This window comes from Solemya velum gill symbiont, from assembly GCF_002020255.1.
Classification (GTDB): Bacteria; Pseudomonadota; Gammaproteobacteria; order Chromatiales; family Chromatiaceae.
On sequence record NZ_MPQG01000016.1, the window covers coordinates 25,847 to 50,854 of the forward strand.

Consider the following 25,008-nt stretch of genomic DNA (forward strand, 5'->3'; position numbering starts at 1 on the left):
TCATGGTCAGCAGGGCGAAACGTTTTCCGAATGACCGTCTGGACCAGGCCGCAGTAAAAGCCTGGTGCGACAGCTTGCCGAAGGCAACAGATGAGAAAGCCCGCAAGGGGCTTCTTCATGCGGTAGAGCTGTGCTTCGAACTGCTCGCAGAGCTCCAGGACAGAACCGGTGAACAGCTCTCACTCTATGCCATGCAAGTGGCTGACCTTCTGGTTCAGCTGGAGATGGATGACGAGACAGTGAGCGCAGCGCTGCTCTATCGTATTGTCGGCAATGATCTGAAAACACAGGAAGAGATTGAAGCGATTTTTGGTGCCATGGTAGCAGGCCTGGTCAAGGATCTTCTGCTGATCCAGCAGCTCTCTCCCGGTGTGCTCACTGGCCGTGAAGAGAAGGGCGAGGAGCACAGTGAGAACCTGCGTCGTATGCTGCTGGGTATCTCATCTGATGTACGTGCGGTTCTGATCTTGCTTGCCGAGCGTGTTCACCTGATGCGCAGGCTCTCCCATCTCGATGAAAATTATCAGTCCCAGTTCAGCCGTAATACACGGGATATCTTTGCGCCGCTGGCGAATCGCCTTGGCGTGTGGCAACTCAAGTGGGAGCTTGAGGACCTGTCGCTGAGATATCTTGAACCTGAGCAATACCGCTCGATTGCCAAGCAGCTTGAGGAGCGGCGCGATGAGCGCATCGCCTACATCAAGCATGCAGTCGCGATGCTGGAGGATGCTTTCAGCGAGAATGACATTCGTGCCGACATCAGCGGGCGTCCCAAGCATCTTTACAGTATCTGGAAGAAAATGTACCGCAAGCAGTCGGGCTTCGAGCATATTTTCGACGTTCGAGCCGTGCGAGTACTGGTCGATAGCGTTGCAGACTGTTATGCGGCACTCGGTATTGTGCACAGCATCTGGAAACATATTCCGCGGGAGTTTGACGACTATATCGCGACCCCCAAGGCCAACCTCTACCAGTCGATTCACACGGTTGTCGTTGGCCCGGATGAGAAGCCACTCGAGATCCAGATCCGTACGCATGAGATGCACTCCCATGCCGAGCATGGTGTTGCCGCGCACTGGCGTTACAAGGAACAGAAAGGCAGCAGCGATGATCTCGAGCGTCGCATCAGCTGGATGCGGCAGTGGCTTGAGCAGCGCGAACCCGAAAGTGAACAAGAGAGCAGTCTTCTGGCCAGCGATGTGCACCAGGATTATGAACAGACCCAGGTCTATGTGCTGACACCGCAAGGCAAAGTGATCGAGTTGCCAAATGGCTCAACTCCAGTAGATTTTGCCTACGCAATTCACTCCAGTGTCGGCCATCGCTGCCGTGGCGCACGCATCGATGGTCATATCGTGCCTCTCAATACGCCACTTGAAAGTGGCCAGACTGTCGATATTCTGACTCACAAGGAGGAGCGACCGTCACGTGACTGGATGAGTCCTCACCTTGGCTATATCAAAACCTCTCGTGCGCGCAATCGCGTCAAGAGCTGGTACCGGCACCAGGATTTCGACAGCCATGTCGAGATGGGTAAGGCGAGCCTTGAACGAGAGTTGACGCGACTCGGTTTTGAACGTCCGGAGCTGGCAAAAATTGCTCCTGAATTTAACCTGAAAGGGGTGGATGATCTCTATGCTGCGATTGGACGCGGTGACGTTTCACCCGTACAGATCGCTGGCTGGCGCCATCGAGAGGAACGCGAGAAGAAACCCAAAAAGACAGTTAAGAAACGTCAGCAACGTGGAAAATCAACACACGGTGCAAGTGCAGACATTACCGTCGATGGAATCGATGACCTGATGACGCATCTTGGCAAGTGCTGCAAGCCGGTACCCTCGGATTCCATCATCGGGTACATCACGCGTGGACGCGGGGTTACCGTGCACCGTAGCGACTGTTCAGTTGTGCGCCACATGAAAGAGGATGATCGTGCACGTCTTGTCGATGTGCGCTGGGGTGATGAAGGAGAGGATGCAGCATTCGAGGTTGATGTGCGGGTGGTTGCTCTCGATCGCAAGGGCCTGATGCGTGATGTGACGTCACTCTTTTCCAACGAGGAGATTGATGTCACCGGCATCAATAGTCACTCGGACAGGAGGCATCAAAAAGCGATTATGCGTTTCTCCCTGCAGATTGATAATGTCGGGCAACTTAGCCGGATTATCGATAAGCTGGCGCAGCTGCCGGATGTCGTGGAAGTGTCACGAATTACCTGATTTCGGCAACAGCAGAAGAGTGGTGTGCGCAACCCTGTCATGCAGGCTCTCGCGTTCGCGATTGAACAGCATCCAGATGCTGCTGATACCAAAAAACAGAATGCCGATCAGGAGTCGTAAGCTGGCCTTTACATAATTGATACCTTCTTCAGGTTTCTCCTTGTCGACCACGCGGATACGCCATGCACGCATACCGAGAGTCTGCCCGCCGTGGGTCCAGAACCAGAGATAGAAGCCGAAAATGACAAGGCACCAAATAGCCCATAAGATGAACTTTGCAGTCGCATGATCGCCAATAACATCAATGCCGAATATCAGTTGCGCAGGGAAGGTCACAAGGGTTGTTGCAAGAAGTAATAGTCCAAACAATAGTACAAGGTCATACCCGAAAGCAGCGAGTACTCTCGGGAGGCCCGGATGCATGTGATTTGTAGCTGTCATGGTTTTGATAAATCCCGTTTATCGCTTACACTGTGAACCAGATAACTATAAAGAGTTCACTGGTTGCCTGTTGGTTCGGCCAGAGAAACATTAATAAGCTAAACATTAACAAATTCAGGTTGGATAACCATATATGATACGCGTCCTCGTCGTAGACGACCATCAACTGGTTCGCAACGGTTTCAGCCAGTTGCTTTCCCAGGCATCCGATATTGAGGTAGTTGGCCAGGCAGAAAATGGCGAAGAGGGTGTGCGTGTGTACGGGGAACTTGAACCGGACGTGGTACTGATGGATATCCAGATGCCTGTGCTCGATGGTATCGAGGCGACCCGCAAGTTGCAACGCATATACGACACCTGCAATGTCGTGATTCTCTCATCGGTTGAAACAGATCCCTTTCCTTTGCAGGCGCGTGATGCCGGTGCAATTGGTTTTCTCTCCAAGCGCTGTACCATCGATGAACTGTGTGCGGCGGTCAGAAATGCCAGTGCAGGACTGCCCTATATCTCGACTGAAATCGCCCAGCGCCTGGCATTGAGTAAAATCGATGGTGGTGATTCCCTGCTGGACACAATTTCTCCACGCGAAATGCAGGTGTTACTGTTGGCGACCCGTGGTTCACGCAATAAGGATATTGCTGAAGAGATGAATATTAGCGAAAAAACCGTCAGTACCTACAAGCAGCGACTCTACGAAAAACTGGGCGTGAAGAATGATGTCGAAATGGCGCATTACGCCCTGCGTCATCACCTGATCGAGGTGAAATGATCACACCAGATGCGGCTGCCTGCCGCAAGTGCGAACGCCTGGCAAATTTTCTCGACGAGGTTAAAAAAGATAACCCCGACTATTTTTGCCGACCTGTCCCTTCATTTGGTGAGCCCGATGCCGGTTTGCTGATCGTTGGACTGGCACCCGGTATGCACGGTGCCAATGCCACCGGGCGTCCCTTTACCGGTGATTATGCGGGCGAACTTCTTTACCAGACCCTGTATAAATATGGCTTCTCTACTGCAGCAGAGAGCCTCTCTGCAGATGATGGCCTGCAGTTACTCAACTGTCGTATTACCAACGCAGTGCGATGCCTGCCACCACAGAACAAACCGGTCGGTGCCGAGGTGAATAACTGCAATGATTTTCTCGCCCTTGAACTTGCCAATTTACCTGCAGACGGGGTTGTCATCGCGCTTGGCACCATTGCGCACAAGGCCGTGATTCGTGCCTTGGGCAAGAAGCAGAAAGAGTTCCCGTTTGCACATGCAGCCAGCCATGAACTGGGTGCAGGAAAGCACCTGCTTGATTCGTATCACTGCAGTCGCTACAACACTCAGACAAAACGCCTGACAACAGAGATGTTTGAAGATGTGTTCCATACTGCGAAGGAACTGCTAGGTCACTAGGGGAGGGTGCAGCATGAGTGAAGAGAGCAGCGCCTTCGATCATCGGGCTTTTCTTGCACGTCTTACTTCTCGTCCGGGTGTCTACCGTATGCTGGATGCGAATGGTGACCTGCTATACGTTGGCAAGGCAAAAAATCTCAAGCGCAGGGTTTCTAGCTATTTTACGCGCGCTAATAGTCGTCGTATTCAGTTGATGGTGGCGCAGATCGCCTCAATCGAGACCACGGTAACCAATACCGAGGCCGAGGCGCTGATCCTCGAAAACAATCTCATCAAGTCTCTCAAGCCGCGTTACAACATTCTGCTGCGTGACGACAAGAGCTATCCATATATCTATCTCTCGGCAGATGAGTTTCCACGCCTCTCTTTTCATCGTGGCACACGTGCTGCAAAGGGGCGATACTTCGGTCCATACCCCAGCAGCGGCGCGGTACGTGAAACCCTGAGCCTGCTGCAGAAGGTGTTCCCGGTGCGTCAGTGTGACGAGAGTTACTATCGCAATCGTACGCGTGCCTGCCTGCAGCACCAGATCAAGCGTTGTACTGCGCCATGTGTCGGCCTGATCACTAAAAAAGATTACCAGGCAGATGTTGATAACACGGTCAGGTTTTTGGAGGGCAGGGCGTCTGAGGTTATCGATGACCTGACAGAGCAGATGGATGTAGCAGCAAAGCAGCTCGACTATGAAACAGCTGCCGCTTTTCGCGACAGGGTTATCAGCCTGCGCAAAATCCAGGAGCGTCAGTATGTCAGCGGTGAAAAGGGTGATCTCGATATCATCGCGGCAGCAAGCGAGGCCGGAAAGGTCTGTATCCAGGTGTTCAGTATTCGTGGCGGCCGCAACTTGGGCAATCGCAGCTATTTCCCGCGTGCTTCGGCCGAGGTTCCGCTTGAGCAGGTTGTTTCAGCCTTTCTGGCACGCCACTATATCGACCGGCCGGTACCATCCTCGTTACTGGTCTCGGTTGAACCCGAAGATGCTGAACTGTTGGCCGAGGTCTTTTCACAACAGGCGGATCGCAAGGTGAAAATCCAGTCTCGTGTGCGTGGTGAGCGTCTGCGCTGGATGCGGCTGGCGCAGGAGAATGCCAAAACAGCACTTGCTGCGCGCATTGCAGATCGCCTCGGCGTCCGTGAACGCTACGAGGCACTGCAGGATGCACTTGGCCTGGAGGAGATTCCCGAACGCATGGAGTGCTACGACATTTCGCATACCTCGGGTGAGAAAACCGTTGCCTCCTGCGTGGTGTTCGATCAGCAGGGCCCGCTCACTTCCGAGTACCGCCGTTTCAATATCAGGACGACGGACATTGGCGATGATTATGCAGCCATGGCCGAGGCAATCGAGCGCCGTTTTCTGCGTATCAGGAAAGGCGAGATCAAGATGCCCGACCTGCTGGTAATCGATGGTGGCAAGGGGCAGATCAGCCGCGTGCATGAGCAGCTCGTAAGTCTTGGTGTTGGCGATGTACAGCTACTCGGTATCGCCAAGGGGCCAGACCGGAAACCGGGTATGGAGCAGCTCTTCTTGTTCGGCACAGAGAGACCCCTTATACTGAATTCAGCCTCGCCAGCCCTGCACCTGCTGCAGCAAATTCGTGATGAAGCGCATCGATTTGCAATTGCCGGTCACCGCCAGCGTCGTGCAAAAGCGCGTCAGCAGTCGGTCCTCGAGGGTATCGAGGGAATAGGTGCCGGGCGCAGACGTGACCTGCTACGTCATTTCGGAGGCTTGCAGGAACTGGAACGGGCCGGTGTTGAGGATATTGAGGCAGTCAAGGGAATCAGTACTGCACTGGCAAAACGAATTTACGACTATCTACACGGCGACTGATCCAACCATGCAATGGAATCTACCAAACATTCTTACCCTGTTACGTATCCTGTTGATACCGGTTCTGGTATTCGTCTTTTTCCAGGAGCAGCCATGGGCTCGCCTGGCAGCGGCAATCATTTTCATTGTCGCAGCCCTTACAGACTGGTTTGATGGCTATCTTGCCAGGCAACTGGAGCAGACTTCCAAGTTCGGTGCATTTCTCGACCCGGTGGCCGACAAGCTGATGGTTGCTGCGGCACTGGTGCTGCTGGTTTCCGCAGATCCGAGAGTCGGGGTGACAGTTGCAGCAGTCGTTATAGTCGGGCGTGAAATTACCATCTCCGCACTGCGCGAATGGATGGCTGAGCTGGGTGGGCGCACCACCGTGGCTGTCAGCATGATTGGTAAATTCAAGACCGCGGCTCAGATGATCGCCATCTCCCTGATGCTGTGGCAGTCGGACCTGTTCGGATTGCCCATTTACCAGCTTGGCCTGGTACTGCTTTACATCGCCGCGGTACTGACTATTTGGTCAATGATCGCTTACTTGCGCGCTGCGTGGCCGATCCTGAAGCAGTGACTAATGATGACCAATCGCCGCGCTTGTGTCATAATCGCCCGCTGTTGAAGCTGATTCAGGGCCGAATAATTCAAAACAAGCCCTGACTCTACCGTTTTATTTGAAAATTCTGAGAGATACCAATGAGTTTTTTTATTTCTGAAGCCCTGGCACAGGCGCCTGCCGCTGCCGCTGATGCACCCGGATGGCAAGGCCTGATTTTTCCACTTGGCCTGGTTGTTATATTCTACTTCTTCCTGATTCGTCCACAGATGAAGCGTGCCAAAGAGCACAAAAAACTGGTCGATGAGTTGCAGAAAGGTGATGAGGTCCAGCTGCAGGCTGGCATGATGGGTAAGATTACCGATCTCACTGACGTGGCTATCGATGTTGAAGTAGCTGAAGGCATCGTCCTCAAGTTCCGCCGTGCAGCGGTTGAGGCTGTTCTGCCAAAGGGCTCGTTGAAAGAGATGTGAGTCCCGGAGCCCGCAGTCAGCGGGCTCTATTTTATTACCGACTGATTACCTGACGAGCTGTAGGCCATGAACCACTATCCATTATGGAAGAATATGCTGGTCGTGGCGGCGATAATTTTCGCTGCCCTCTACGCATTGCCCAACCTGTTTGGGCAAGATCCCTCGATCGAGATCTCTTCATCCGGCAAGAGTGAGATTACACAAGGATCACTGACACAATTCACATCACTGATTGAAGGCGACGGAGTTACGATCAAGCGCACAGACTTGCTTGAAGATCGTGCTTTGATGCGTTTCAACAGTAACGAGGATCAACTCAAGGCCAAGGAGCGCCTCGAGTCAGTACTTGCGAGTGAATATAATGTAGCGCTTAACCTCGCTGCGGATGTTCCCGGATGGTTGTCGTCACTCGGCGCAGAACCGATGAATCTCGGCCTCGATCTTCGCGGCGGTATCCATGTCCTCATCGATGTCGATATGGACTCGGCTATCGAGAAAGCGCTGGAAGGTTATGAAGGCGATATCCGTACCCTGTTACGCGAGGCCAAACTCCGTTACACCTCCGTCAAGGCAGGTGAAAATGGCGTCCTGATCCGCTTTAAGGATGAGGAACAGCGTGACCAGGCCGAGCTCAAGGTCGGCAATGAATTTCGTCAGCTCAAGTTATTCACCGATGACGATGGTGCAAACTTCACACTGACTGTTAATCTGACAGAAGCAGATCGTCGCGCCATCAGCAAGTTTGCTCTGGAGCAGAACATCACCACGCTGCGGAATCGTGTTAACGCGCTGGGTGTTTCCGAGCCCGTGATTCAGCAGCAGGGCGATCGCCGCATTGTTGTTCAATTGCCCGGCGTTCAGGATCCGGGTCGAGTCAAGGATATTCTGGGTGCAACAGCAACCCTCGAGTATCGTCTTGCAGATACCAAGCACAGTGTTGCAGATGCACTTGAGGGCCGTATACCTGTTGGCTCAAAGCTTTACTACGAGCGCAACGGACAGCCCATTCTTCTCAAGCGTAGCGTGATTGTTACGGGTGACAATATTACCGACGCATCCTCAGGTCTTGACCAGCAGAACGGTACTCCCGCAGTTTTTGTTAACCTTGACGGCAAGGGCGCCAAGCGCATGCGCAAGGTGACCACCGATAATGTCGGTCAGCCAATGGCGGTTGTCTTTATCGAGAACCGTATCGAGGGACGCGATGCTGAAGGCAAGCCGATCAAGCGCAAGGTTGAGGAAGTGATCAGCGTTGCCAATATCCGCGAGCCTTTTGGTCGCCGTTTTCAGACAACAGGTCTCGACAGCACAGAGGAAGCGCGTAATACGGCACTGCTGCTGCGTGCCGGTGCACTTGCAGCGCCTATCGATATCGTCGAGGAGCGCACAGTTGGTCCAAGCCTTGGTCAGGACAATATCGACCAGGGTTTCAGGTCAGTTGTCATCGGTCTTATCCTCGTCATGATCTTTATGGGTATCTACTACCGTCTCTTTGGCCTGCTGGCTAACGTAGCACTGATGTTTAACCTGGTGATGATTGTTGCCGTGTTATCTCTGCTGCAGGCGACCCTGACACTGCCGGGTATTGCCGGTATCGTCTTGACCGTTGGTATGGCGGTTGATGCAAACGTACTGATTTTCGAGCGTATCCGAGAGGAGATCAGGGCGGGAAGCACGCCACAGGCAAGCATCCATGCAGGTTACGAGAAGGCATTTTCAACCATCGTTGATGCCAACATCACAACCCTGATTGCCGCGGTACTGCTGTTCAGCTTCGGTAACGGCCCTGTCAAGGGTTTTGCCGTGACACTCTTCATCGGTATCCTGACATCCATGTTTACCGCCATTATCGGTACACGCTCCGTGGTCAACCTGATCTACGGCGGCAAGCGTGTCACCAAACTTTCAATCTGAGGGCTGACTGATGAATTTGTTTAAAAAACAGCCGCAGATCAATTTTATGGACAAGCGCCAGATCGCCATGGTGGTGTCCGGTTTCCTGTTGGTCTCTGCGATTATCCTGTTGATTGTGCGTGGTATTAATTTCGGTATCGATTTCACTGGCGGTACACTCGTCGAGGTGGGTTATCCGGAGGCGGTTGAGCTCAGTGAAGTGCGTGGCCATCTCGAAGGGGCCGGTTATGGTGATGCCATCGTGCAGCAGTTTGGTACACCGCGCGATATCCTGGTTCGCCTGGCGCCGCGTGTCGGCGTATCAGACAAGACGCTCTCCAATGATGTTTTCAAGACACTCAACACGGAATCCGGAGCTGAACTCGAGCTTCGCCGTGTCGAATTCGTCGGCCCGCAAGTGGGTGATGAACTGACAGAAGATGGCGGCCTGGCAATGCTCTACACGCTGATCGCTATCTCTATTTACGTCATGCTGCGTTTTGAATGGCGCTTCTCTATTGGTGCCTTGATAGCACTGGTGCATGACGTGGTGATTACCATCGGGCTGTTCTCGCTTCTGCAGATGGAATTCGATCTGCCGGTTTTGGCAGCGCTTCTCGCTGTAATCGGTTACTCGTTAAACGATACCATTGTTGTCTACGACCGTATTCGTGAAAACTTCCGCAAGATGCGCAAGGGGTCACCGCAGCAGATTATTGATACGTCGCTGAACCAGACGCTCTCGCGTACGCTTGTCACATCGCTGACAACCATGTTGGTGCTGCTGGCACTCTTCTTCCTTGGTGGTGAGATTATCCACGGCTTTGCATTCGCGCTCCTGGTTGGCGTGATCGTCGGTACTTACTCATCCATCTTCGTAGCGAGTGTTGCCGTACTGATGCTGGGTATCAACAAGGAAGACCTGATGCCGGTCAAGAAAGAGGGTGCAAAGATCGACGATATGCCCTGAGTACAATACAGGTATTCATTCCGTCACCCCGGGCTTGATCCGGGGTTGACAGGAAATATTGCACGGAAGGATGTAGAGGCGGTGGATGCGCCGGAGTGTTCAGCTCTTATGCTTTTGGCAGTGCAACTTTTGGCTTTTTGGCATTGCGGCGAAAGAAGACGGCAACATGGCCAATGGTCTGCACCAGGTCGGCACCGCAGGTTTCGCCGATCTCCTCAATCATCGCCTTCTTGTCTTCACGGTCCGCACCGCTGATTTTCACCTTAACCAACTCATGGAAGTCGAGAGCAATCTCAAGTTCGTTGAAAACATTTTCACTGAGGCCGTGCTGGCCGACTGTGACAACGGGCTTCAGGTGGTGCGCCAGGCTGCGCAAGTGACGTTTCTGGGAGGCTGAAATGGTCATATTGGACTCGTGTGAAGGGGGCAATTGCCTTGCATTAAAGGATCAGGCAGCGCATTCTACCCCAACTGGCTGAGAAATCAGCAATTATTATCCAGGTAGATAGAAGAATTGGCTAGGTCAAAAAGCAGCGGGCGCTGGATGCAGCGCCATGTCAACGATCACTATGTAAAGCAGGCACAACGTGAAGGTTATCGTTCACGTGCGGCTTACAAGTTGTTGGAAATATTGGAAAAAGACCGTCTGATCAAACCCGGTATGGTGGTGGTTGATCTCGGTGCGGCCCCAGGTGGCTGGAGCCAGGTCGCTGCAAAACTGGTCGGCGATGAAGGCCTGGTTTTCGCTCTTGATATTCTGCCCATGGATGCACTTCCCGGCGTGACTGTCATCGAGGGTGACTTTACCGAAAAGAAGCCACACGATGCGCTTGTTGAGGCACTCGGTGGTCGCCAGGTTGATATTGTAATTTCCGACATCGCCCCCAATATTACAGGGATGGCCGTAATTGATCAGCCGCGCTCGATGTATCTGTGCGAACTGGCGCTCGATTTTGCGTGCAATAACCTCAAGCCTGGCGGCGATTTTATCGCAAAAGTGTTTCAGGGAGAGGGATTTGACGAGTTTTACAGGGAGTTGCGTAGCAATTTCCAACGCGTGGTAACCAGAAAACCACAAGCATCACGTGCGAAAAGTCGCGAAGTTTACGTAGTCGCGCGCGGATTAAAGGTATAATCTTGTACTTATGCAGGATCGAAAATGTCCGGAATTGGAACCGGAACGAGGAATTAAACATTGAGTGATATGGCAAAAAACCTGATACTTTGGGTCGTCATCGCAGTAGTGCTGATGTCGGTTTTTAACAGCTTCACCCAGTCGCCCGGTTCTTCCGGCGATGTGAGCTATTCCGACTTTATCACCTGGGTCAACGACGACAAGGTCAAATCTGTCAAGATGGATGCTTATGGCCGTTCTATCGACGGTGTTCTGCATGATGGCCAGCGCTTTCATACTGACAGCCCGGGTGACGATGGACTCATCAGCGACCTGCTGAAGAATAATGTCGAGTTCAGTGCCGAAGCACTCGATCCGCCATCCATGTGGGAACAGTTGCTGCTTAACCTGCTGCCACTCTTCATTCTTATCGGTATCTGGATTTTCTTCATGCGCCAGATGCAGGGCGGTGGTGCCGGCAAGGGCGCTATGTCGTTCGGAAAAAGCAAAGCCCGCATGCTCAACGAGGACCAGATCAAGGTCACCTTTGCTGACGTAGCTGGTGCCGACGAAGCCAAGGAAGAGGTTGTCGAGATGGTCGACTTCCTGCGTGATCCATCCAAGTTCCAGAAACTGGGCGGCAAGATTCCCAAGGGCGTGCTGATGGTCGGTGCACCCGGTACAGGTAAAACCCTGCTCGCACGTGCTATTGCCGGTGAAGCCAAGGTTCCTTTCTTTACAATTTCAGGTTCCGACTTTGTCGAGATGTTTGTCGGTGTCGGTGCCTCGCGTGTTCGTGACATGTTTGAACAGGCCAAGAAACACGCGCCATGCATTATCTTTATCGATGAGATCGATGCTGTCGGTCGCCATCGTGGCGCTGGCCTCGGCGGCGGACACGATGAACGCGAACAGACACTCAACCAGCTGCTGGTAGAGATGGATGGTTTCGAAGGTAACGAGGGCGTTATCGTCATCGCTGCGACCAACCGTCCTGATGTACTCGACCCTGCACTGCTGCGTCCGGGCCGTTTCGACCGCCAGGTGGTGGTTCCAATGCCCGATATCCGTGGCCGTGAACAGATTCTCAAGGTGCACCTGCGCAAGGTGCCTGCCGGTGACGATGTTAATGCGGGCATAATTGCTCGCGGTACCCCCGGTTTCTCCGGCGCCGATCTCGAGAACCTCGTCAACGAGGCCGCTCTCTTTGCTGCGCGTTTCAACAAGCACAGCGTCGACATGGATGACATGGAGAAGGCGAAGGACAAGATCATGATGGGCGCCGAGCGCCGTTCCATGGTAATGAACGAAGATGAGCGCCGCCTGACGGCCTACCACGAGGCAGGTCATGCCATCGTTGGTCTCAACGTGCCGAAGCATGATCCGGTCTACAAGGTGAGCATCGTGCCACGCGGCCGTGCCCTGGGCGTGACCATGTTCCTGCCTGACGAGGACAAGTACAGCCACAGCAAGGAGTATCTCGAAAGCCAGATCTCCAGCCTGTTTGGCGGACGTATTGCTGAAGAGATGATCTTCGGTCCTCAGAGTGTGACCACTGGTGCTTCGAATGATATCGAACGCGCGACAGACCTTGCTCGCAATATGGTCACCCGCTGGGGTCTCTCTGAGCGCCTTGGCCCGCTTGCCTACGGTGAGGAGGAGGGAGAGGTTTTTCTTGGTCGTTCGGTAACCACGCACAAGAATGTTTCGGATGATACCGCGCATGCGATCGATGAAGAGATCCGTGCATTTATCGACCGTAACTATGATCGCGCCGAGACCATTCTTAAGGAAAATACTGACAAGCTGCATGCGATGTCTGATGCCCTGATGAAGTACGAGACCATCGACAAGAAGCAGATTGAAGACATCATGTCGGGCAAGACTCCGCGTCCGCCCGAGGGTTGGACAGAACCCGATGATGATCAATCAGGTTCGGGGCAATCGGCTGCCAGCAAGGATGAAGACGTCAGCGATGAAAAAGGTGCCAAAAAAGATGACGGCACCATTGGCGATCCTGCAAGCCAGCACTAACAGTCCGGGCTGCCGGTCCTGAACCGGCAGCCCGTTTTTATTTGATGCAACTCAACTGTCTCAATCATGTCATTGACCTGTCATCCCCGCAGGTCATGGGTATTCTCAACGTTACTCCCGACTCCTTCTCTGATGGCGGTGCTTTTACTCAACTGGATAAAGCGCTGTTGCAGGCGGAGCAAATGGTCTCTGCCGGTGCAGCCATTATTGATATCGGTGGTGAGTCGACGCGACCCGGTGCCAAGGCCGTTACCCAACAGCAGGAACTCGACCGGGTACTGCCTGTCATAGAAGCTGTCTCACAGCGTCTGGATACACCTGTTTCTATCGACACAAGTAAAGCGGTAGTGATGAAAGAGGCAGTTGCCGCAGGCGCATCCTTTGTTAATGACGTCAATGCGCTGCGTGCCGAGGGTGCTGTGGAGACGGCTGCTGATCTGGGCGTGCCGGTCTGCCTGATGCATATGCAGGGTGAGCCACGCACCATGCAGCAGGCACCTCACTATGAAGATGTCGTTGCTGACGTTTCAGATTTCCTTCTAGCGCGCGCCCATGCATGCGAAGCTGCGGGTATATCCGCAACGCAGATCGTGATTGACCCCGGCTTCGGTTTCGGAAAAACTCTTGAACACAATCTCACCCTGCTGCAGCAACTCGACCAGCTTTGCAGCCTCGGATACCCGCTGCTGGCAGGCATATCGCGCAAAAGTATGATTGGAACCCTGCTGGGTGACAGACCTGCTGACCAGCGTCTGCATGGCAGTGTTGCCGCCGCCGTGATTGCTGCAATGAAAGGTGCGCGTCTGTTGCGCGTACACGATGTTGCCGAGACAGTCGACGCAGTCAAAATTGTCACTGCGGTTCTTGATTAAACCTGATTACAATAAACAGATGAAAAGAAAATATTTTGGTACGGATGGAATCCGTGGACGTGTAGGCTCTGACCGGATTAATCCCGAGTTTGCTCTCAAACTGGGTTGGGCGGCAGGTCGTGTACTGGGCAAGGATGGAGGCGCAGTTCTTATAGGCAAGGATACGCGCATCTCTGGCTACATGTTCGAATCGGCACTCGAAGCAGGTCTCACTGCTGCAGGTGTTGATACCTTGCTGACCGGTCCCATGCCGACTCCGGGCATCGCATACCTGACCAGAACTTTCCGCGCCAGGGCGGGAATCGTGATCAGCGCCTCGCACAATCCCTACTATGACAACGGCTTCAAGTTCTTTTCTGCCGATGGTAACAAGCTGCCGGATGAGGTTGAGCTTGAGATTGAGGCACAAATTGACGAACCACTGCAGAGCGTTCCATCTGAAAAGCTTGGCAAGGCAACGCGTATTGATGATGCATCCGGGCGTTACATTGAATTTTGCAAAAGCACTCTGCCACAGGGATTGACCCTGCAAGGCATGAAGGTTGTCGTGGACTGCTCCAACGGTGCGACCTATCACATAACACCGGATGTTCTGCGTGAGCTTGGTGCTGAAGTGATCGCGATCGGTAACCAGCCAGACGGTTTGAACATTAATGCAGGCGTTGGCTCAACAGAGCCACAGGCACTGCAGGATGAGGTTGTAGCGCAGCAGGCAGATGCCGGTGTTGCACTTGATGGTGATGGTGACCGTCTCATCATGGTGAACCACAAGGGTGAACTGGTTGATGGCGACGACATACTCTACATCATTGCCATCTCACGACAGCAGCAGGGCAGGTTGCATGGTCCTGTTGTCGGTACCCTGATGACCAACCTTGGCCTCGAACTGGCACTTAGGAAGCAGGACATTGGTCTGCAGCGAACCAATGTCGGTGATCGCTATATCGTGCAGCAGTTGCTGGCAAACGACTGGTGTCTCGGCGGCGAACCGTCAGGCCATATCATTTGTCGGGACGTGTCGACTACCGGTGACGGTACTGTTGCCGCGCTGCAGGTGCTAGCCGAGATGCAATTGCGCGGCAAGCGGCTTGATGAACTGACCCAGGCTGTGGAGAAGTGTCCGCAGCTGCTGGTCAATATCGATCTCGGCAGCCAGCGTGCAGATGAACTGATGGAACTCGATTCAGTCACATCATCAGTCGCTGCTGCAGAGAAAGAGCTCGCTGAGAATGGCCGGGTTCTGTTGCGTCCCTCGGGTACAGAGCCGCTGTTGCGCGTCATGGTTGAAGGGACTGATGGAGCGCAGGTTGAACGACTGGCCAATAGCATTGCCGATGACATCAGGAGTGCGATGAGTCAGAGGCAGGATGGCATATGAATCACCCTCAGACCCCAATATTTCATCATACCGGATCCCATTAGTTCGTCACCCCGGGCTTGACCCGGGGTTCATCCGGAACAGTGCACGCACTCATGGATACCGGCTCAAGGCCGGTATGACGATTGAAAACCTACTTGGAGTCTTGCACTCCACTTCCCTCGGGAAATGAGAGTTCGGCAGTGTTCTGCAAGTTTTCAAGATACTTGCGCACAGCCTCAATCTTCAGCGCTTCGGTGAGTTCAACTCTCACGCTTTCGAGGGCAGGGGGTTCAATCTTGGTGGTTTTCTTCTCTTCCAACAGGATGACGTGCCAGCCAAACTCGGTCATGACCGGTGCTGAAGAATGCTTGCCTTGTTCCATCTTGGTGAGTGCATCACCAAATGGCTTGACGACACGAGCAGTCTCTACCCAGCCGAGGTCGCCGCCATTCGGGCCACTTGGGCCGGTCGATTTTGAAATTGCGAGTTCAGCGAAGTCCTTGCCGTTGTCAAGATCCTTGATGATTTGCTTTGCAGCCTCTTCTTCTTCCACCAGGATATGACGGGTTTTGTATTCATTTTTCTCGGTTGCACCATGCTGCTCATCATAGGCTACTTTGAGATCTTCCTCTGATACTTCATGCTTCCTGATGAGCTCATCAAGGGCAGCCTGGCGAAGGGTCTGCTGGCGCGCAACCTCAATCCTGGCAATGACCTGGGTCTCTTTATCGAGGCCCAATTTTTCGGCCTCCTGTGCCAGAAGCATGCTGCTGAAGAGTTCGTTGACCAACACATCCTGTGCCTGCATCGGATCTGGTGGTAGCGGCATTCCCTGGCGGGTCATGCGGTAGGCGAGCAGATGTCCAACAGTCATGCTTTCACCATTGACAGTCATCACGGGCTTGTTGAGCTCCATGTCGATATCAATGTCATGCTCCGGCGCTTCGGTTTGTGCAACAAGTGCTGCAGGGCTTGCCAGCATGGCAGCAAGTGCAATCTTTTTAAGTTCCATTCTCATTTTCATCTTTATTTCCATTTTCATTCAGAATACACGTTTGTAGGGTTTGACGGTCACTTGTGTGTAGACACCGGCGCCTCTGTATGGGTCGGCATCCGCCCACTCCTGTGCGCCTTCAAGTGAATCAAATTCGGCAATAATAACACTACCGCTGAAACCTGCACTGCCCGGATCTTCGCTGTCGATTGCAGGATTGGGTCCAGCAGTCAGCAAACGGCCCTCGTCACGCAGTTTTTCAAGGCGTTCGAGGTGTTGTGGCCTCACTGAGAGACGTTTGTCAGTTGAGTTTTCGCAGTCTTGACCAATAATTACGTAATACATCAGCTCTTCTCTTCTTCGATAGGTTGAGCAATTCGGCTGATGTAGACTCCTTGAGCGAGTACGAACAGGAAGGTTATGCCCATCAGACCGAAGAGTTTAAAGTTGACCCAGGTCGCCTCGCTGAAATTGTAGGCGACAAGGATGTTGATCATGCCACTGGCGACGAAGAAAAGCACCCATGATATATTGAGTGTTTTCCACTGATCCTGCTGCAGAGTGACGCTGCTCTCCATCATGCGTTGTGGGAACGATTTGCTGCTGACAAGCGGTGCTGCAAAAAATACTGCAGCAAAGAGCCAGTTGACGATGGTTGGCTTCCACTTGATAAAGGTTGGGTCCTGGAAAATGATGGTCATGCCGCCAAACAGGATCAGCAGGACAACTGTAATCCACTGCATGTTGGTGATGCTTTTGCCGCGCAGTGCAGCAATGGCAATCTGGATGACTGCGGTGGCAATCGCAACTCCGGTTGCAACATAGATGCCGGAAATTTTGTAGGCGATAAAGAACAGCAGTACGGGTAATAATTCAAACAGGAGTTTCATAGCTTTAATTCAAATTGAGTTAATGCAGGGTCGGTTTGCTGGAATAACGTTGATACCAGGTGGCGATCTGTTCGCGAACATGTTCCGGATAGTTACTCTGGTCCATCTGTTCCATCCCTTCCCTGAAAAATTCGGATGCCTCGTCAGGCAGGTATTCAACAATTGCCGAAAAGGCATCATTCATCAAGGCGACCTGGTGGCTTCGAGTCGCTATGATAGCGCGATTCAGCAGAAGAATCCGCCATGGATTTGCAAGGTTTAATAGTGTGACTTCCTGTGTTAGCTGGATCGAGGTGGCACGCATCACTTCGCTGACCTCGCGGTAGAGTTCTTCCAGGAAGCCCGGCTGCTGACGGCTGTTGGCAAGCCGTGCGATGGCGTTAACTACAGGCTCAATGGTAATCAGTTCAGCGCCGTGGCGCACGCCCCAGAGCGCGAAAGGGAAGCAGATATTCTCGATCTCGATCGCCTCTTCATCTAGTTCTGCTTTTGCAGCCAGGTGAGACATTTCGCTGAAGAGTTGTACAGCGTAATCAGTGCAGCGTGTCACTTCCTCTTCGGGAGGATTGACCTCATACTGACCATGCAAGGAGCCGATTGCTTCCTGCAAATCCTGCACCGCAAGGGTAATGAGGCGTGGATTGGTATCCTCGCCAACAGATGCCTCTTCATCCCACGCAGCCAGAACCTTGTCGGCAAGTGCATAGAAATGCTCGAATAACAGTGTGGGTTCCGGTGACAGGCGTTGAACCATAATCTCTTTGCAGAATTTACTTGGTACGAATACGTATAATAATAAAGATGCAGATCAAATACGACTTCCATTCCCATTCAACCGCTTCGGACGGAACCCTGACGCCGTCTCGCCTGGTTGCGCGTGCAGCAGATATGGGGGTACATGTGCTAGCGTTGACTGATCACGATACGCTCGAAGGTCTCGAGGAGGCCCGGCAGGCTGCGCTGGAGCATGATATCCGCATTGTTACCGGCGCCGAGATTTCAGTGACCTGGAACGGACAGACCGTGCATATTGTTGCCCTCGGCATCGATCCTGCCAATCAGGGCCTCGGAACCGGTTTGCAGAAACTTGTCGAATACAGACACTGGCGAGCAGCCGAGATTGGCCGTCGACTTGAAAAGCACGGTATTTCCGGTGCGCATGAGGGTGCTGTTGCTCTCTCCAACGGCCGCCTTGTCAGTCGCACACACTTTGCACGCTTCCTGGTAGGCGCGGGTGAAGCAAGAGACATGCGCGACTGTTTTAAACGTTTTCTTGTCAGGGGCAGGCCGGGTCATGTCAGTGGTGAGTGGGCCACGCTGGAAGAAGCACTGGGCTGGATTTATGATGCCGGCGGGCATGCGGTGATCGCGCACCCGGCCCGTTACGGAATGACACGCACAAAACTGCGCAGGCTGATTGGTGAGTTCCAGGAGTTGGGTGGGGAAGCCATCGAAGTGGTTTCTGGAAGTCACAGCAAGGATGAGTGCTACACCATGGCAAGACATGCTAAAGATTTCGATCTTCATGCATCTACCGGTTCCGATTTTCACACCCCTGAGAACCAGTGGGTTGAGTTGGGCCGCCTGATGCCACTTCCCGTCGGCTGTAAGCCTGTCTGGGAACTGCTGGAGGCGTAATGGAAGAGAACCGGTTTATGCGCAGGGCGATCGAACTTGCAGGCGAGGCAGAGGGTGAGGGTGAGGTGCCCGTCGGCGCCGTGGTGGTACTCAATGAAGAGATCATCGGCGAGGGTTACAATCGCCCGATTTCAACCTCTGATCCGACAGCGCACGCAGAGATCGTGGCGATGCGCGATGCCAGCAGCAGGCTCGGCAACTACCGTCTTACAGATGCCGATCTCTATGTTACTCTCGAGCCCTGTCCCATGTGTGCAGGTGCCATTGTGCACGCACGTATCAGGCGGGTCATCTATGGAGCTTCCGATCCCAAGGGTGGGGCAGCCGGAAGCGTTTTCGACCTGTTGCCGAGTGACGACAGGTTTAATCACAGGGTGGAGATCACCGACGGTATCATGGCCGACGAGTGCAGCCACCAACTGAGTCAATTTTTCCGCCGCCGGCGGATGGAGAAAAAAACATGATTAAAGGCCTTCTTTCCCTGTTCTTGCTGTTGCCGGCAGTTGCCGTTGCCGAGGAGTATGAGCCACTGTCAGTTGACGTGAAAGCGGAACAGGTATCGGAGCACTGCTGGTATGTGCCCGGCAATGCCGGTACGGCAACACAATTTGAAGGCTTTATATCCAATGCCGGTTTTGTCATTACAGATGAAGGCGTTGTGGTTTTTGACTCGTTGGGAACTCCGGCACTGGCCAATGCCATGCTGGGAGAGATTCGCAAGCTGACCGACAAGCCAATCGTCAAGGTGGTTGTCAGCCACTATCATGCAGATCATGTATATGGCCTGCAGGTTTTCAAGGAAGCAGGAGCAGAAATTGTTTCCCCGGGTGAGGCGTTTGAATATATCGATTCGGATGTCGGCAGAAATCGGCTCGACGAACGTCGAGTTTCCCTTTTTCCTTGGGTGAATGATGAGACCAACCTGGTGTCGCCGGATAGCACAGTAACAGATAATAGCAGTTTCACTCTTGGCGGCATCGATTTTGAAATCGTATACCTCGGTAAGGCACACTCGGATGGAGACCTGGCGCTGTTGGTTAAACAGGACAAGGTGCTCTATTCAGGCGATATTATTTTCGAAGGCCGGGTTCCATTTGTCGGAAACGCAGACACCAAGTCATGGCTTGAGAAGCTCGAGGCGATGGAGACAGAAGGGCTTGAAGCCCTGATTCCGGGACACGGCCCTGCTGCAACCGATCCGAAGCAGGCAATTTCAGGTACTCGTTCCTATCTCGCCTACCTGCGCCAGAAGATGGGCGAAGGTGTCGAGGAGTTCATGGAGTTCGCGGAAGTCTATGACAGCGTCGACTGGTCGGAATTTGACCACCTGCCGGCATTCAGCAGCGCCAACAGGATCAATGCCTATGGTGTCTACCTGTCGTTAGAAAAGGAGCTGCTCGAAGAGTAAACCCACCCCGGTGGCTTATATTTCGACACCCCTGGCCCTTCATTCTTCCGTCACCCCGGGCTTGACCCGGGGTCCATCCTGAACAGTGCATTGAAAGAGCCAGATACTCCATTGTAGGAGCCCCATCCCGGGGCGATAGAATCCATCACCACCATCCTTATAGCACAGACTACCCTCTACAATTCCGTACCCTTGCCTACACAATTGTCATCCTCCGCCCACAGATGATTAGATAGGCCTACACATCAAGGCGTGGGATCCACAATAACGAAATCTACCGTATTTAAACCCGGTGCGGCTGTGATGGGATTTATGGAAACGCTTGGATTGATGAAGGTCAGATCATCATCTAAATCAGTGTTGTCCTCCCCGCAGGCGAGTAAAACTGTGTAATCTCCATCCTCCATATAACCTGTAGTAAAGTTATATGGTGACACACTGCCAATCAGATCCGCTGACTTGTATGGCTGGTCACCGATGAGGTCACATGCAGTTGGGTCAAGCGAGTCTTCGCTAATGACGCAGTTGTCGTCAGGTTGGGCAGGGCTGCCTTGATAGACATAGACTTTGCACGTTGCCGGATCTATCGGTGTTTCCGGTGTTGTTTGCGAGTCTGTCACTGTTCCATCAAACTGCGTGTCGGCTATCAAGGTATCGATAATCGTTGCTGTCGGATTCATCTGGTATGAATCACTATTTTTAAAATATTTGATGGATTTCCCGAGATCAAAATCGATCGTGAAATCGACAAGACTGTTTGCTGCCAGTGTAAAGTCAACGTTGAGCTTCAGGCCCGTCTGCAGGCTACTTGGGATACGCAGGTTTTCACCGTGTTGCACTTCACAGCTTGGCGCGGTATTTCTGATGACAAAGGTATCCGCATCCTCAGAGATAAGCAGTTTTATCTGGCTGTACTCACCAGGTGGCAGTGTTTCTTGATCGAGAAGCGCAACACTGCTTCCTTGATCGAGGGATGTAAGTTCAATCTGCTGTGGTAAGGCAGCTGTCTCAATCACTGTGGCTTCATTAGAATTAAGGCAAGCCGGAAATGACGGTACCGTACCTGTCGGTACATAACACACCTTGCCAGATGTGCCGCCATCAGCCGGTTCAAGAATCACTTCAGTGAACTTGACGTGTACCTCGCACAGATCATCAACTGGAGCGTCAGTTATTCTGAGCGTTAACCCTGTTGGAGTTGCTGTACCGCCACCTCCACCACCGCCGCCACCGCAAGAAGCGGTCAGTGCAGTAAATACCATCAGTAATGTCACTTTAAGACCATTTCTCATGATCGACTTATGTTCTGTTTTTTTATTACAGGGTTTTCCTCGCATATCTAATCATCTATTACTGACTGAACAATTGAGGGGAGGCACTACTATAGAGGCCAGCATGATCATGCTGACAATGTGTGCAACCCCGCTACCTTTAACACGTGAGTGTCAGTCAGGCCGGTGGCTTTGCGTCCCTCTCTTTCAAGAGGTTTGCCTTTGAGCGTGGTTTAATCTACAGAATAGATGCGATTTAGTCAAACATGTGAAAAAGTGTTCTTAAAAAAATAAACTGAGGGCATCAATCGAGGCAGACTGAAGCTCCTTCGTCCCGACGGACACATTAACTTAGCAACGTTCATCATCCACTCATCCTGAACTGTACCCGTACTCATGGATACCGACTCAAGGTCGGCAAGACAACTGAGAGATTAGAATTGTAGTTCAGGAACGAGTATCGCTGGCAGTTGTATTTTAGATACCTGCTCCGGTTTCTTGTCAGTTTTTTCCTCCGGTTTTTCTACCTCTGGTTCTGTTTTCTCTTCAGCCTTTGGTTCCGTTTTCTCTTGTGTTTCAGCTTTTGGCGCAGGTTTCTCTTCAGTCTTGGCTTTTACTGCTGGCTTCTCTTTTGGCTTGTCCTTGGTCTTTGGGACTGGTTTCTCTTGTGCTTTAGGCTTTGCCTTTGCAGCTGGCTTCTCTTCCGCTACAGCTTCTGCAGGGGCTTCACCTTTCTGCTCTTGCGCCTCTACTTCTTCGCCTGCGGTCGAGTTGCTTTTCCATACCAACAGGTCATAGAAGTTGCGGATGTTGTCGACATAGGTGACAGGTTCGCGTCCGCGTGCGTAACCATATTTAACAGTCTTGTACCATTTTGCACGTCCGAGCAGCGGCAGGCGCTCGCGCACATCGAGCCAGCGGTCGGGATTTGCCTTGTCACGCTGGGTCAGTACGCGTGCATCCAGCAGGTGTCCGAGGCCGACGTTGTAGGCGGCGAGGGTGAACCAGACTTTATCTTCCTCGTTGAGTGACTCCGGCAGCTGTTCCATCAGCCAGAGAATGTAACGTGCGGCGCCTGTAATACTCTGCGCCGGATTTGTTCTATCCCTGATCTTGACTTGCTTTGCTGTTGCATTGGTCAGCATCATCAGGCCTTTGACACCGGTCGGTGAGACCGCCTTTGGATTCCAGTGTGACTCCTGGTAGCCGACAGCAGCAAGCAGGCGCCAGTCGAGTTCGTACTCCTCGGCTGTATCTTTGAACATTTTGTCAAATTCCGGCAGGCGGGTTTCGACCCGTTTCCAGAAGGTGTCTGTGTCGAGTTTCTTGAGCTTGTCAATGTGCTGGTAATAGCGCTGCACAAGCATCTCCAGTTGCCCGTTCTTCTTGATGCGATTGAAGTACTTGTCTACCGCTTTCAGGAGTGACTGGTCGCGGCTCTTTTTCATTGCCCAGGCGATCGGCTGAGGTTTGCTCAGTTCATATACCTTTTTCAGGTTCTGAAAGTAGCGTTTGAAATAGGCATACTCGTTCGAATCGACAATGGTGTAGTCGATCACTTCCTCGTTAACCAGGTAAAGCAGACGTTCACTGTCGAGTTCATCTGAAGTTTTCCACGGCAGTTTCAGTTCGCCTGACTTTTTGAGTTGATCGAGGTGAGCCTCGTGGCTGGTATCAGATGTGACATTGAGCACGCCCTTGGTGATCTTGTTGAGCTCCTTGATTTTCTTTTTCTTCTCAAAGGAGACGATCAGGCGGGAAACCTCCAGGTAACCCGGGCCAAGATTGTACTTATTTGCATCATCAGGTGAGTAGGGGATGCCCGTAGCCACAAGGTTGGCCTCTTCTTTATTGACCAGTGTGAGCGTATTTTCGAGATTTTCCGGAATGACAAATTCCGCCTCGACGCCGAGTGATTCTGCGAAATCACTGATCAGGTCATATTCGAAACCGGCCGGGCCGTCGGGACCATTGAAATAGGTGGTTGGGCCGTATCGGGTTGCGACCACCAGTTTTCCGCGCTCTTTTATTTCGCCGAGGGTCGACAGAGGTTGGGCAAAGCCACTCCAGTGCAGCCAGGCAAGCAACAAGGCAGGAAAGAGTGCAGCAAGCAGAAACAGGGGAGCGAGGCGTATCTGCCGGATAGTCGGCTTGTCCGCCTTGAATAGGATATTAACCAGGGTATGCACCAGTTTCAGGGCCTTGATGAAGTGCGGCCTTACATCGGTTTGCAACCATTTTGGATTGTCAAATTGCCTGAGTTTTTTACGCATATTCCATCTGTACGAGTTTTTCTTTCCCCGTGCTGATCATATCAGAGGAGAGGGGGGTGTTTGATAGCTCAAACTGGATTTATTGCGGCTTTATGACTATTCTTAAGTCAGAAGAGATATAAGAGTTTAAAGGAGGGTGATATTATCGACAGAATGTGGCCTTTGGTTCTCATGCTCGCCATGGTGCTAGCTGGTTGCCAGACTTCCCTCTTCAAAAACGGCGGGCAACAAGCGGATTCGACTCAAAATTCAACGGATTCAGCCCAACAATCAAGTACTAATCCTCCTCCCTCAGTATTCAATACACCGAAAAAGCCGGTCGGAAACTATAAGGCCAGCAAGGTCACAGGTACCTATGCAGGCAAGAAATCCGTCAATCGATTTATCGATACCATGGTTAAAAAGCACGACTTCGATCGTCGCTGGCTCAATGGTCTCTTTTCCACTGTTCAACGCCAGAATAAGTCGATCAGGCTGATGGACCGTTATGCCCCCTCCAAAAAGAAAAAGAATCGTCCTGCCGACTATGTCGGACAACCGGGCAGGGGCAGCTGGAGCCGTTATCGCAGGCAGTTCATTAATGACAAGAACCTGCAACGTGGTACTGAATTCTGGCTCTCTCACAAGAGTACACTGAGACGTGTTGAGAGAGAGTACCAGGTACCCGCGCATGTTATCGTCGGCATTATCGGTGTCGAGACGCGCTGGGGTCGCATAACAGGTGATTACGTGGTGCTTGATACCCTGTCGACTATCGCTTTCGACTATCCGCGCCGTTCAGCCTATTTCACAAAAGAGCTGGAAGAGTTCCTGTTGATGTCGCGCGAAGAGGGCGTTGATCCACGTACGCCCAGGGGTTCATATGCAGGTGCCATGGGACTGGGGCAGTTTATGCCAAGCAGCTTCCGTAAATATGCCGTTGACTATAGCCGTGACGGTGTACGCGACCTGATGAATCCAAAGGACGCGATTGCCAGTGTGGCCAACTACTTCAAAGCGCATGGCTGGAAGCCGGGTGAGGACGTTGCCGTACGTGCCAACAAGAGTGGTTCTGCTTATCGCAAGGTGAAGTGGGGGTACAGCAGCAACTACACACTAAGAGAACTGAGCCGTGTCGGTGTCAAACCACGTAAAAAAATCAAAACCAACGAGGTCAGCCTGTTACGTTTTGCAAATTATAAAAGCGATGAAGTGTGGCTTGGCCTGAATAACTTCTATGTCATCACGCGTTACAACCGCAGCAGTAAATATGCAATGGCTGTCTACCAGCTTGGCGAACAGCTGAACAAGCGGGTGCGCCCAGCCAAGTCGGCGAGCAGGGAAAGCCTCCTTGTACTCGGGGAATCGTGAGAAAAGAGAGCTAAAACAGCAGTCTAACT

The 25,008-nt window shown here is 52.5% G+C and carries 24 protein-coding genes and 1 riboswitch; of the genes, 16 read left to right on the plus strand and 8 right to left on the minus strand.

The genetic code is table 11. From position 1 onward, the window contains the following. Positions 1 to 2 precede the first annotated feature (2 nt). Positions 3 to 2,219, plus strand: coding sequence for a RelA/SpoT family protein (locus tag BOW06_RS10515; RefSeq protein WP_043117104.1), 2,217 nt, complete (start codon positions 3 to 5; stop codon positions 2,217 to 2,219). Here BOW06_RS10515 and BOW06_RS10520 read toward each other — a convergent pair. Then, complete coding sequence (locus BOW06_RS10520) at positions 2,205 to 2,660, minus strand: RDD family protein (protein WP_043117103.1); 456 nt, start codon at positions 2,658 to 2,660, stop codon at positions 2,205 to 2,207. The two genes, BOW06_RS10515 and BOW06_RS10520, sit on opposite strands and share 15 nt — an antisense overlap. 133 nt (positions 2,661 to 2,793) lie before the next feature. Between BOW06_RS10520 and BOW06_RS10525 the strand changes: the two genes are divergently transcribed. The 7 genes from BOW06_RS10525 to secF all read left to right on the plus strand — a co-directional run bounded on the left by BOW06_RS10525 (position 2,794) and on the right by secF (position 9,775). Next, entirely contained in the window at positions 2,794 to 3,429 is a 636-nt protein-coding gene (locus BOW06_RS10525; RefSeq protein ID WP_043117102.1) for a response regulator, read from the plus strand. Further along, on the plus strand, positions 3,426 to 4,061 hold the full coding sequence (locus tag BOW06_RS10530; protein ID WP_043117101.1) for a uracil-DNA glycosylase: 636 nt from the start codon (positions 3,426 to 3,428) through the stop codon (positions 4,059 to 4,061). Before BOW06_RS10525 ends, BOW06_RS10530 begins: the two co-directional genes overlap by 4 nt. A 13-nt stretch (positions 4,062 to 4,074) precedes the next feature. After that, positions 4,075 to 5,895 carry an excinuclease ABC subunit UvrC gene (uvrC, locus tag BOW06_RS10535; RefSeq protein WP_078454567.1) on the plus strand — a complete coding sequence of 607 codons (1,821 nt, stop codon included), beginning with the start codon at positions 4,075 to 4,077 and terminating at the stop codon, positions 5,893 to 5,895. 7 nt (positions 5,896 to 5,902) lie between these two features. Then, entirely contained in the window at positions 5,903 to 6,457 is a 555-nt protein-coding gene (pgsA, locus tag BOW06_RS10540) for a CDP-diacylglycerol--glycerol-3-phosphate 3-phosphatidyltransferase (protein WP_043117097.1), read from the plus strand. 122 nt (positions 6,458 to 6,579) lie between these two features. Beyond that, complete coding sequence (gene yajC, locus BOW06_RS10545) at positions 6,580 to 6,912, plus strand: preprotein translocase subunit YajC (RefSeq protein ID WP_043117096.1); 333 nt, start codon at positions 6,580 to 6,582, stop codon at positions 6,910 to 6,912. 66 nt (positions 6,913 to 6,978) lie between these two features. After that, on the plus strand, positions 6,979 to 8,826 hold the full coding sequence (secD, locus tag BOW06_RS10550; RefSeq protein ID WP_043117095.1) for a protein translocase subunit SecD: 1,848 nt from the start codon (positions 6,979 to 6,981) through the stop codon (positions 8,824 to 8,826). A gap of 10 nt (positions 8,827 to 8,836) precedes the next feature. Beyond that, complete coding sequence (secF, locus tag BOW06_RS10555; RefSeq protein WP_043117094.1) at positions 8,837 to 9,775, plus strand: protein translocase subunit SecF; 939 nt, start codon at positions 8,837 to 8,839, stop codon at positions 9,773 to 9,775. 106 nt (positions 9,776 to 9,881) lie between these two features. On the opposite strand, the gene yhbY is transcribed toward secF, so the two are convergent. Further along, positions 9,882 to 10,181: a ribosome assembly RNA-binding protein YhbY gene (gene yhbY / locus BOW06_RS10560; RefSeq protein WP_043117093.1), complete on the minus strand. Its 300-nt coding sequence runs from the start codon at positions 10,179 to 10,181 to the stop codon at positions 9,882 to 9,884. Between the two features lie 108 nt (positions 10,182 to 10,289). Between yhbY and rlmE the strand changes: the two genes are divergently transcribed. The 4 genes from rlmE to glmM all read left to right on the plus strand — a co-directional run bounded on the left by rlmE (position 10,290) and on the right by glmM (position 15,173). Beyond that, entirely contained in the window at positions 10,290 to 10,910 is a 621-nt protein-coding gene (gene rlmE, locus BOW06_RS10565; RefSeq protein ID WP_043117092.1) for a 23S rRNA (uridine(2552)-2'-O)-methyltransferase RlmE, read from the plus strand. Positions 10,911 to 10,979: 69 nt separating this feature from the next. Then, a complete protein-coding gene (gene ftsH, locus BOW06_RS10570) occupies positions 10,980 to 12,923 on the plus strand; it encodes an ATP-dependent zinc metalloprotease FtsH (RefSeq protein WP_179115137.1) in 1,944 nt (647 codons plus the stop codon). A 44-nt stretch (positions 12,924 to 12,967) separates the two neighbouring features. Further along, positions 12,968 to 13,795 (plus strand): dihydropteroate synthase, encoded by an 828-nt coding sequence (gene folP / locus BOW06_RS10575; RefSeq protein ID WP_043117089.1) that lies wholly within the window; start codon positions 12,968 to 12,970, stop codon positions 13,793 to 13,795. A 19-nt stretch (positions 13,796 to 13,814) separates the two neighbouring features. Then, positions 13,815 to 15,173, plus strand: coding sequence for a phosphoglucosamine mutase (gene glmM / locus BOW06_RS10580; protein ID WP_043117830.1), 1,359 nt, complete (start codon positions 13,815 to 13,817; stop codon positions 15,171 to 15,173). Between the two features lie 133 nt (positions 15,174 to 15,306). On the opposite strand, the gene BOW06_RS10585 is transcribed toward glmM, so the two are convergent. From BOW06_RS10585 to BOW06_RS10600, 4 genes are read right to left on the minus strand one after another with little or no spacing between them, the layout of a single operon-like run. Continuing rightward, the gene (locus BOW06_RS10585) at positions 15,307 to 16,197 is read right to left on the minus strand and encodes a peptidylprolyl isomerase (protein ID WP_078453012.1); all 891 of its coding nucleotides are present in this window, start codon (positions 16,195 to 16,197) and stop codon (positions 15,307 to 15,309) included. Continuing rightward, complete coding sequence (locus BOW06_RS10590; RefSeq protein ID WP_043117088.1) at positions 16,198 to 16,494, minus strand: YciI family protein; 297 nt, start codon at positions 16,492 to 16,494, stop codon at positions 16,198 to 16,200. Continuing rightward, complete coding sequence (locus tag BOW06_RS10595) at positions 16,494 to 17,039, minus strand: septation protein A (RefSeq protein ID WP_043117087.1); 546 nt, start codon at positions 17,037 to 17,039, stop codon at positions 16,494 to 16,496. Before BOW06_RS10595 ends, BOW06_RS10590 begins: the two co-directional genes overlap by 1 nt. Positions 17,040 to 17,058: 19 nt before the next feature. Next, the gene (locus BOW06_RS10600; RefSeq protein WP_052132154.1) at positions 17,059 to 17,793 is read right to left on the minus strand and encodes a hypothetical protein; all 735 of its coding nucleotides are present in this window, start codon (positions 17,791 to 17,793) and stop codon (positions 17,059 to 17,061) included. Between the two features lie 47 nt (positions 17,794 to 17,840). On the opposite strand from BOW06_RS10600, the gene BOW06_RS10605 reads away from it, so the two are divergent. Genes BOW06_RS10605 through BOW06_RS10615 form a run of 3 tightly spaced genes read left to right on the plus strand, consistent with a single transcriptional unit; the run spans position 17,841 to position 20,085 of the window. Continuing rightward, complete coding sequence (locus BOW06_RS10605; RefSeq protein WP_043117085.1) at positions 17,841 to 18,677, plus strand: PHP domain-containing protein; 837 nt, start codon at positions 17,841 to 17,843, stop codon at positions 18,675 to 18,677. Then, a complete protein-coding gene (gene tadA / locus BOW06_RS10610; protein ID WP_043117084.1) occupies positions 18,677 to 19,141 on the plus strand; it encodes a tRNA adenosine(34) deaminase TadA in 465 nt (154 codons plus the stop codon). The genes BOW06_RS10605 and tadA overlap by 1 nt, the downstream gene beginning before the upstream one ends. Then, complete coding sequence (locus BOW06_RS10615; RefSeq protein ID WP_043117083.1) at positions 19,138 to 20,085, plus strand: MBL fold metallo-hydrolase; 948 nt, start codon at positions 19,138 to 19,140, stop codon at positions 20,083 to 20,085. Before tadA ends, BOW06_RS10615 begins: the two co-directional genes overlap by 4 nt. 245 nt (positions 20,086 to 20,330) lie before the next feature. Here the strand turns inward: BOW06_RS10615 and BOW06_RS10620 are convergent, their stop codons facing one another. Then, entirely contained in the window at positions 20,331 to 21,377 is a 1,047-nt protein-coding gene (locus BOW06_RS10620) for a DUF4382 domain-containing protein (RefSeq protein ID WP_078456547.1), read from the minus strand. A gap of 120 nt (positions 21,378 to 21,497) precedes the next feature. Then, positions 21,498 to 21,587: riboswitch (cyclic di-GMP riboswitch) on the minus strand. Positions 21,588 to 21,790: 203 nt separating this feature from the next. Continuing rightward, positions 21,791 to 23,629, minus strand: coding sequence for a membrane-bound lytic murein transglycosylase MltF (mltF, locus tag BOW06_RS10625; RefSeq protein ID WP_078454570.1), 1,839 nt, complete (start codon positions 23,627 to 23,629; stop codon positions 21,791 to 21,793). A 153-nt stretch (positions 23,630 to 23,782) separates the two neighbouring features. Here mltF and mltB point away from each other — a divergent pair, with 153 nt between their 5' ends. Beyond that, positions 23,783 to 24,979: a lytic murein transglycosylase B gene (gene mltB, locus BOW06_RS10630; RefSeq protein WP_078453015.1), complete on the plus strand. Its 1,197-nt coding sequence runs from the start codon at positions 23,783 to 23,785 to the stop codon at positions 24,977 to 24,979. Positions 24,980 to 25,008 lie beyond the last annotated feature (29 nt).

Bases quoted from the DNA above. Each gene is read 5' to 3' on its own strand.
- BOW06_RS10590 (WP_043117088.1), bottom strand. From the start codon at position 16,494: ATGTATTACGTAATTATTGGTCAAGACTGCGAAAACTCAACTGACAAA.
- BOW06_RS10595 (WP_043117087.1), bottom strand. From the start codon at position 17,039: ATGAAACTCCTGTTTGAATTATTACCCGTACTGCTGTTCTTTATCGCC.
- mltF (WP_078454570.1), bottom strand. From the start codon at position 23,629: ATGCGTAAAAAACTCAGGCAATTTGACAATCCAAAATGGTTGCAAACC.
- tadA (WP_043117084.1), top strand. From the start codon at position 18,677: ATGGAAGAGAACCGGTTTATGCGCAGGGCGATCGAACTTGCAGGCGAG.
- BOW06_RS10600 (WP_052132154.1), bottom strand. From the start codon at position 17,793: ATGGTTCAACGCCTGTCACCGGAACCCACACTGTTATTCGAGCATTTC.
- BOW06_RS10585 (WP_078453012.1), bottom strand. From the start codon at position 16,197: ATGAAAATGGAAATAAAGATGAAAATGAGAATGGAACTTAAAAAGATT.
- BOW06_RS10615 (WP_043117083.1), top strand. From the start codon at position 19,138: ATGATTAAAGGCCTTCTTTCCCTGTTCTTGCTGTTGCCGGCAGTTGCC.
- BOW06_RS10605 (WP_043117085.1), top strand. From the start codon at position 17,841: ATGCAGATCAAATACGACTTCCATTCCCATTCAACCGCTTCGGACGGA.
- uvrC (WP_078454567.1), top strand. From the start codon at position 4,075: ATGAGTGAAGAGAGCAGCGCCTTCGATCATCGGGCTTTTCTTGCACGT.
- BOW06_RS10525 (WP_043117102.1), top strand. From the start codon at position 2,794: ATGATACGCGTCCTCGTCGTAGACGACCATCAACTGGTTCGCAACGGT.
- yhbY (WP_043117093.1), bottom strand. From the start codon at position 10,181: ATGACCATTTCAGCCTCCCAGAAACGTCACTTGCGCAGCCTGGCGCAC.
- secF (WP_043117094.1), top strand. From the start codon at position 8,837: ATGAATTTGTTTAAAAAACAGCCGCAGATCAATTTTATGGACAAGCGC.
- mltB (WP_078453015.1), top strand. From the start codon at position 23,783: ATGTGGCCTTTGGTTCTCATGCTCGCCATGGTGCTAGCTGGTTGCCAG.
- BOW06_RS10520 (WP_043117103.1), bottom strand. From the start codon at position 2,660: ATGACAGCTACAAATCACATGCATCCGGGCCTCCCGAGAGTACTCGCT.
- folP (WP_043117089.1), top strand. From the start codon at position 12,968: ATGCAACTCAACTGTCTCAATCATGTCATTGACCTGTCATCCCCGCAG.
- BOW06_RS10620 (WP_078456547.1), bottom strand. From the start codon at position 21,377: ATGAGAAATGGTCTTAAAGTGACATTACTGATGGTATTTACTGCACTG.
- secD (WP_043117095.1), top strand. From the start codon at position 6,979: ATGAACCACTATCCATTATGGAAGAATATGCTGGTCGTGGCGGCGATA.
- BOW06_RS10530 (WP_043117101.1), top strand. From the start codon at position 3,426: ATGATCACACCAGATGCGGCTGCCTGCCGCAAGTGCGAACGCCTGGCA.
- pgsA (WP_043117097.1), top strand. From the start codon at position 5,903: ATGCAATGGAATCTACCAAACATTCTTACCCTGTTACGTATCCTGTTG.
- ftsH (WP_179115137.1), top strand. From the start codon at position 10,980: ATGGCAAAAAACCTGATACTTTGGGTCGTCATCGCAGTAGTGCTGATG.
- glmM (WP_043117830.1), top strand. From the start codon at position 13,815: ATGAAAAGAAAATATTTTGGTACGGATGGAATCCGTGGACGTGTAGGC.
- yajC (WP_043117096.1), top strand. From the start codon at position 6,580: ATGAGTTTTTTTATTTCTGAAGCCCTGGCACAGGCGCCTGCCGCTGCC.
- BOW06_RS10515 (WP_043117104.1), top strand. From the start codon at position 3: ATGGTCAGCAGGGCGAAACGTTTTCCGAATGACCGTCTGGACCAGGCC.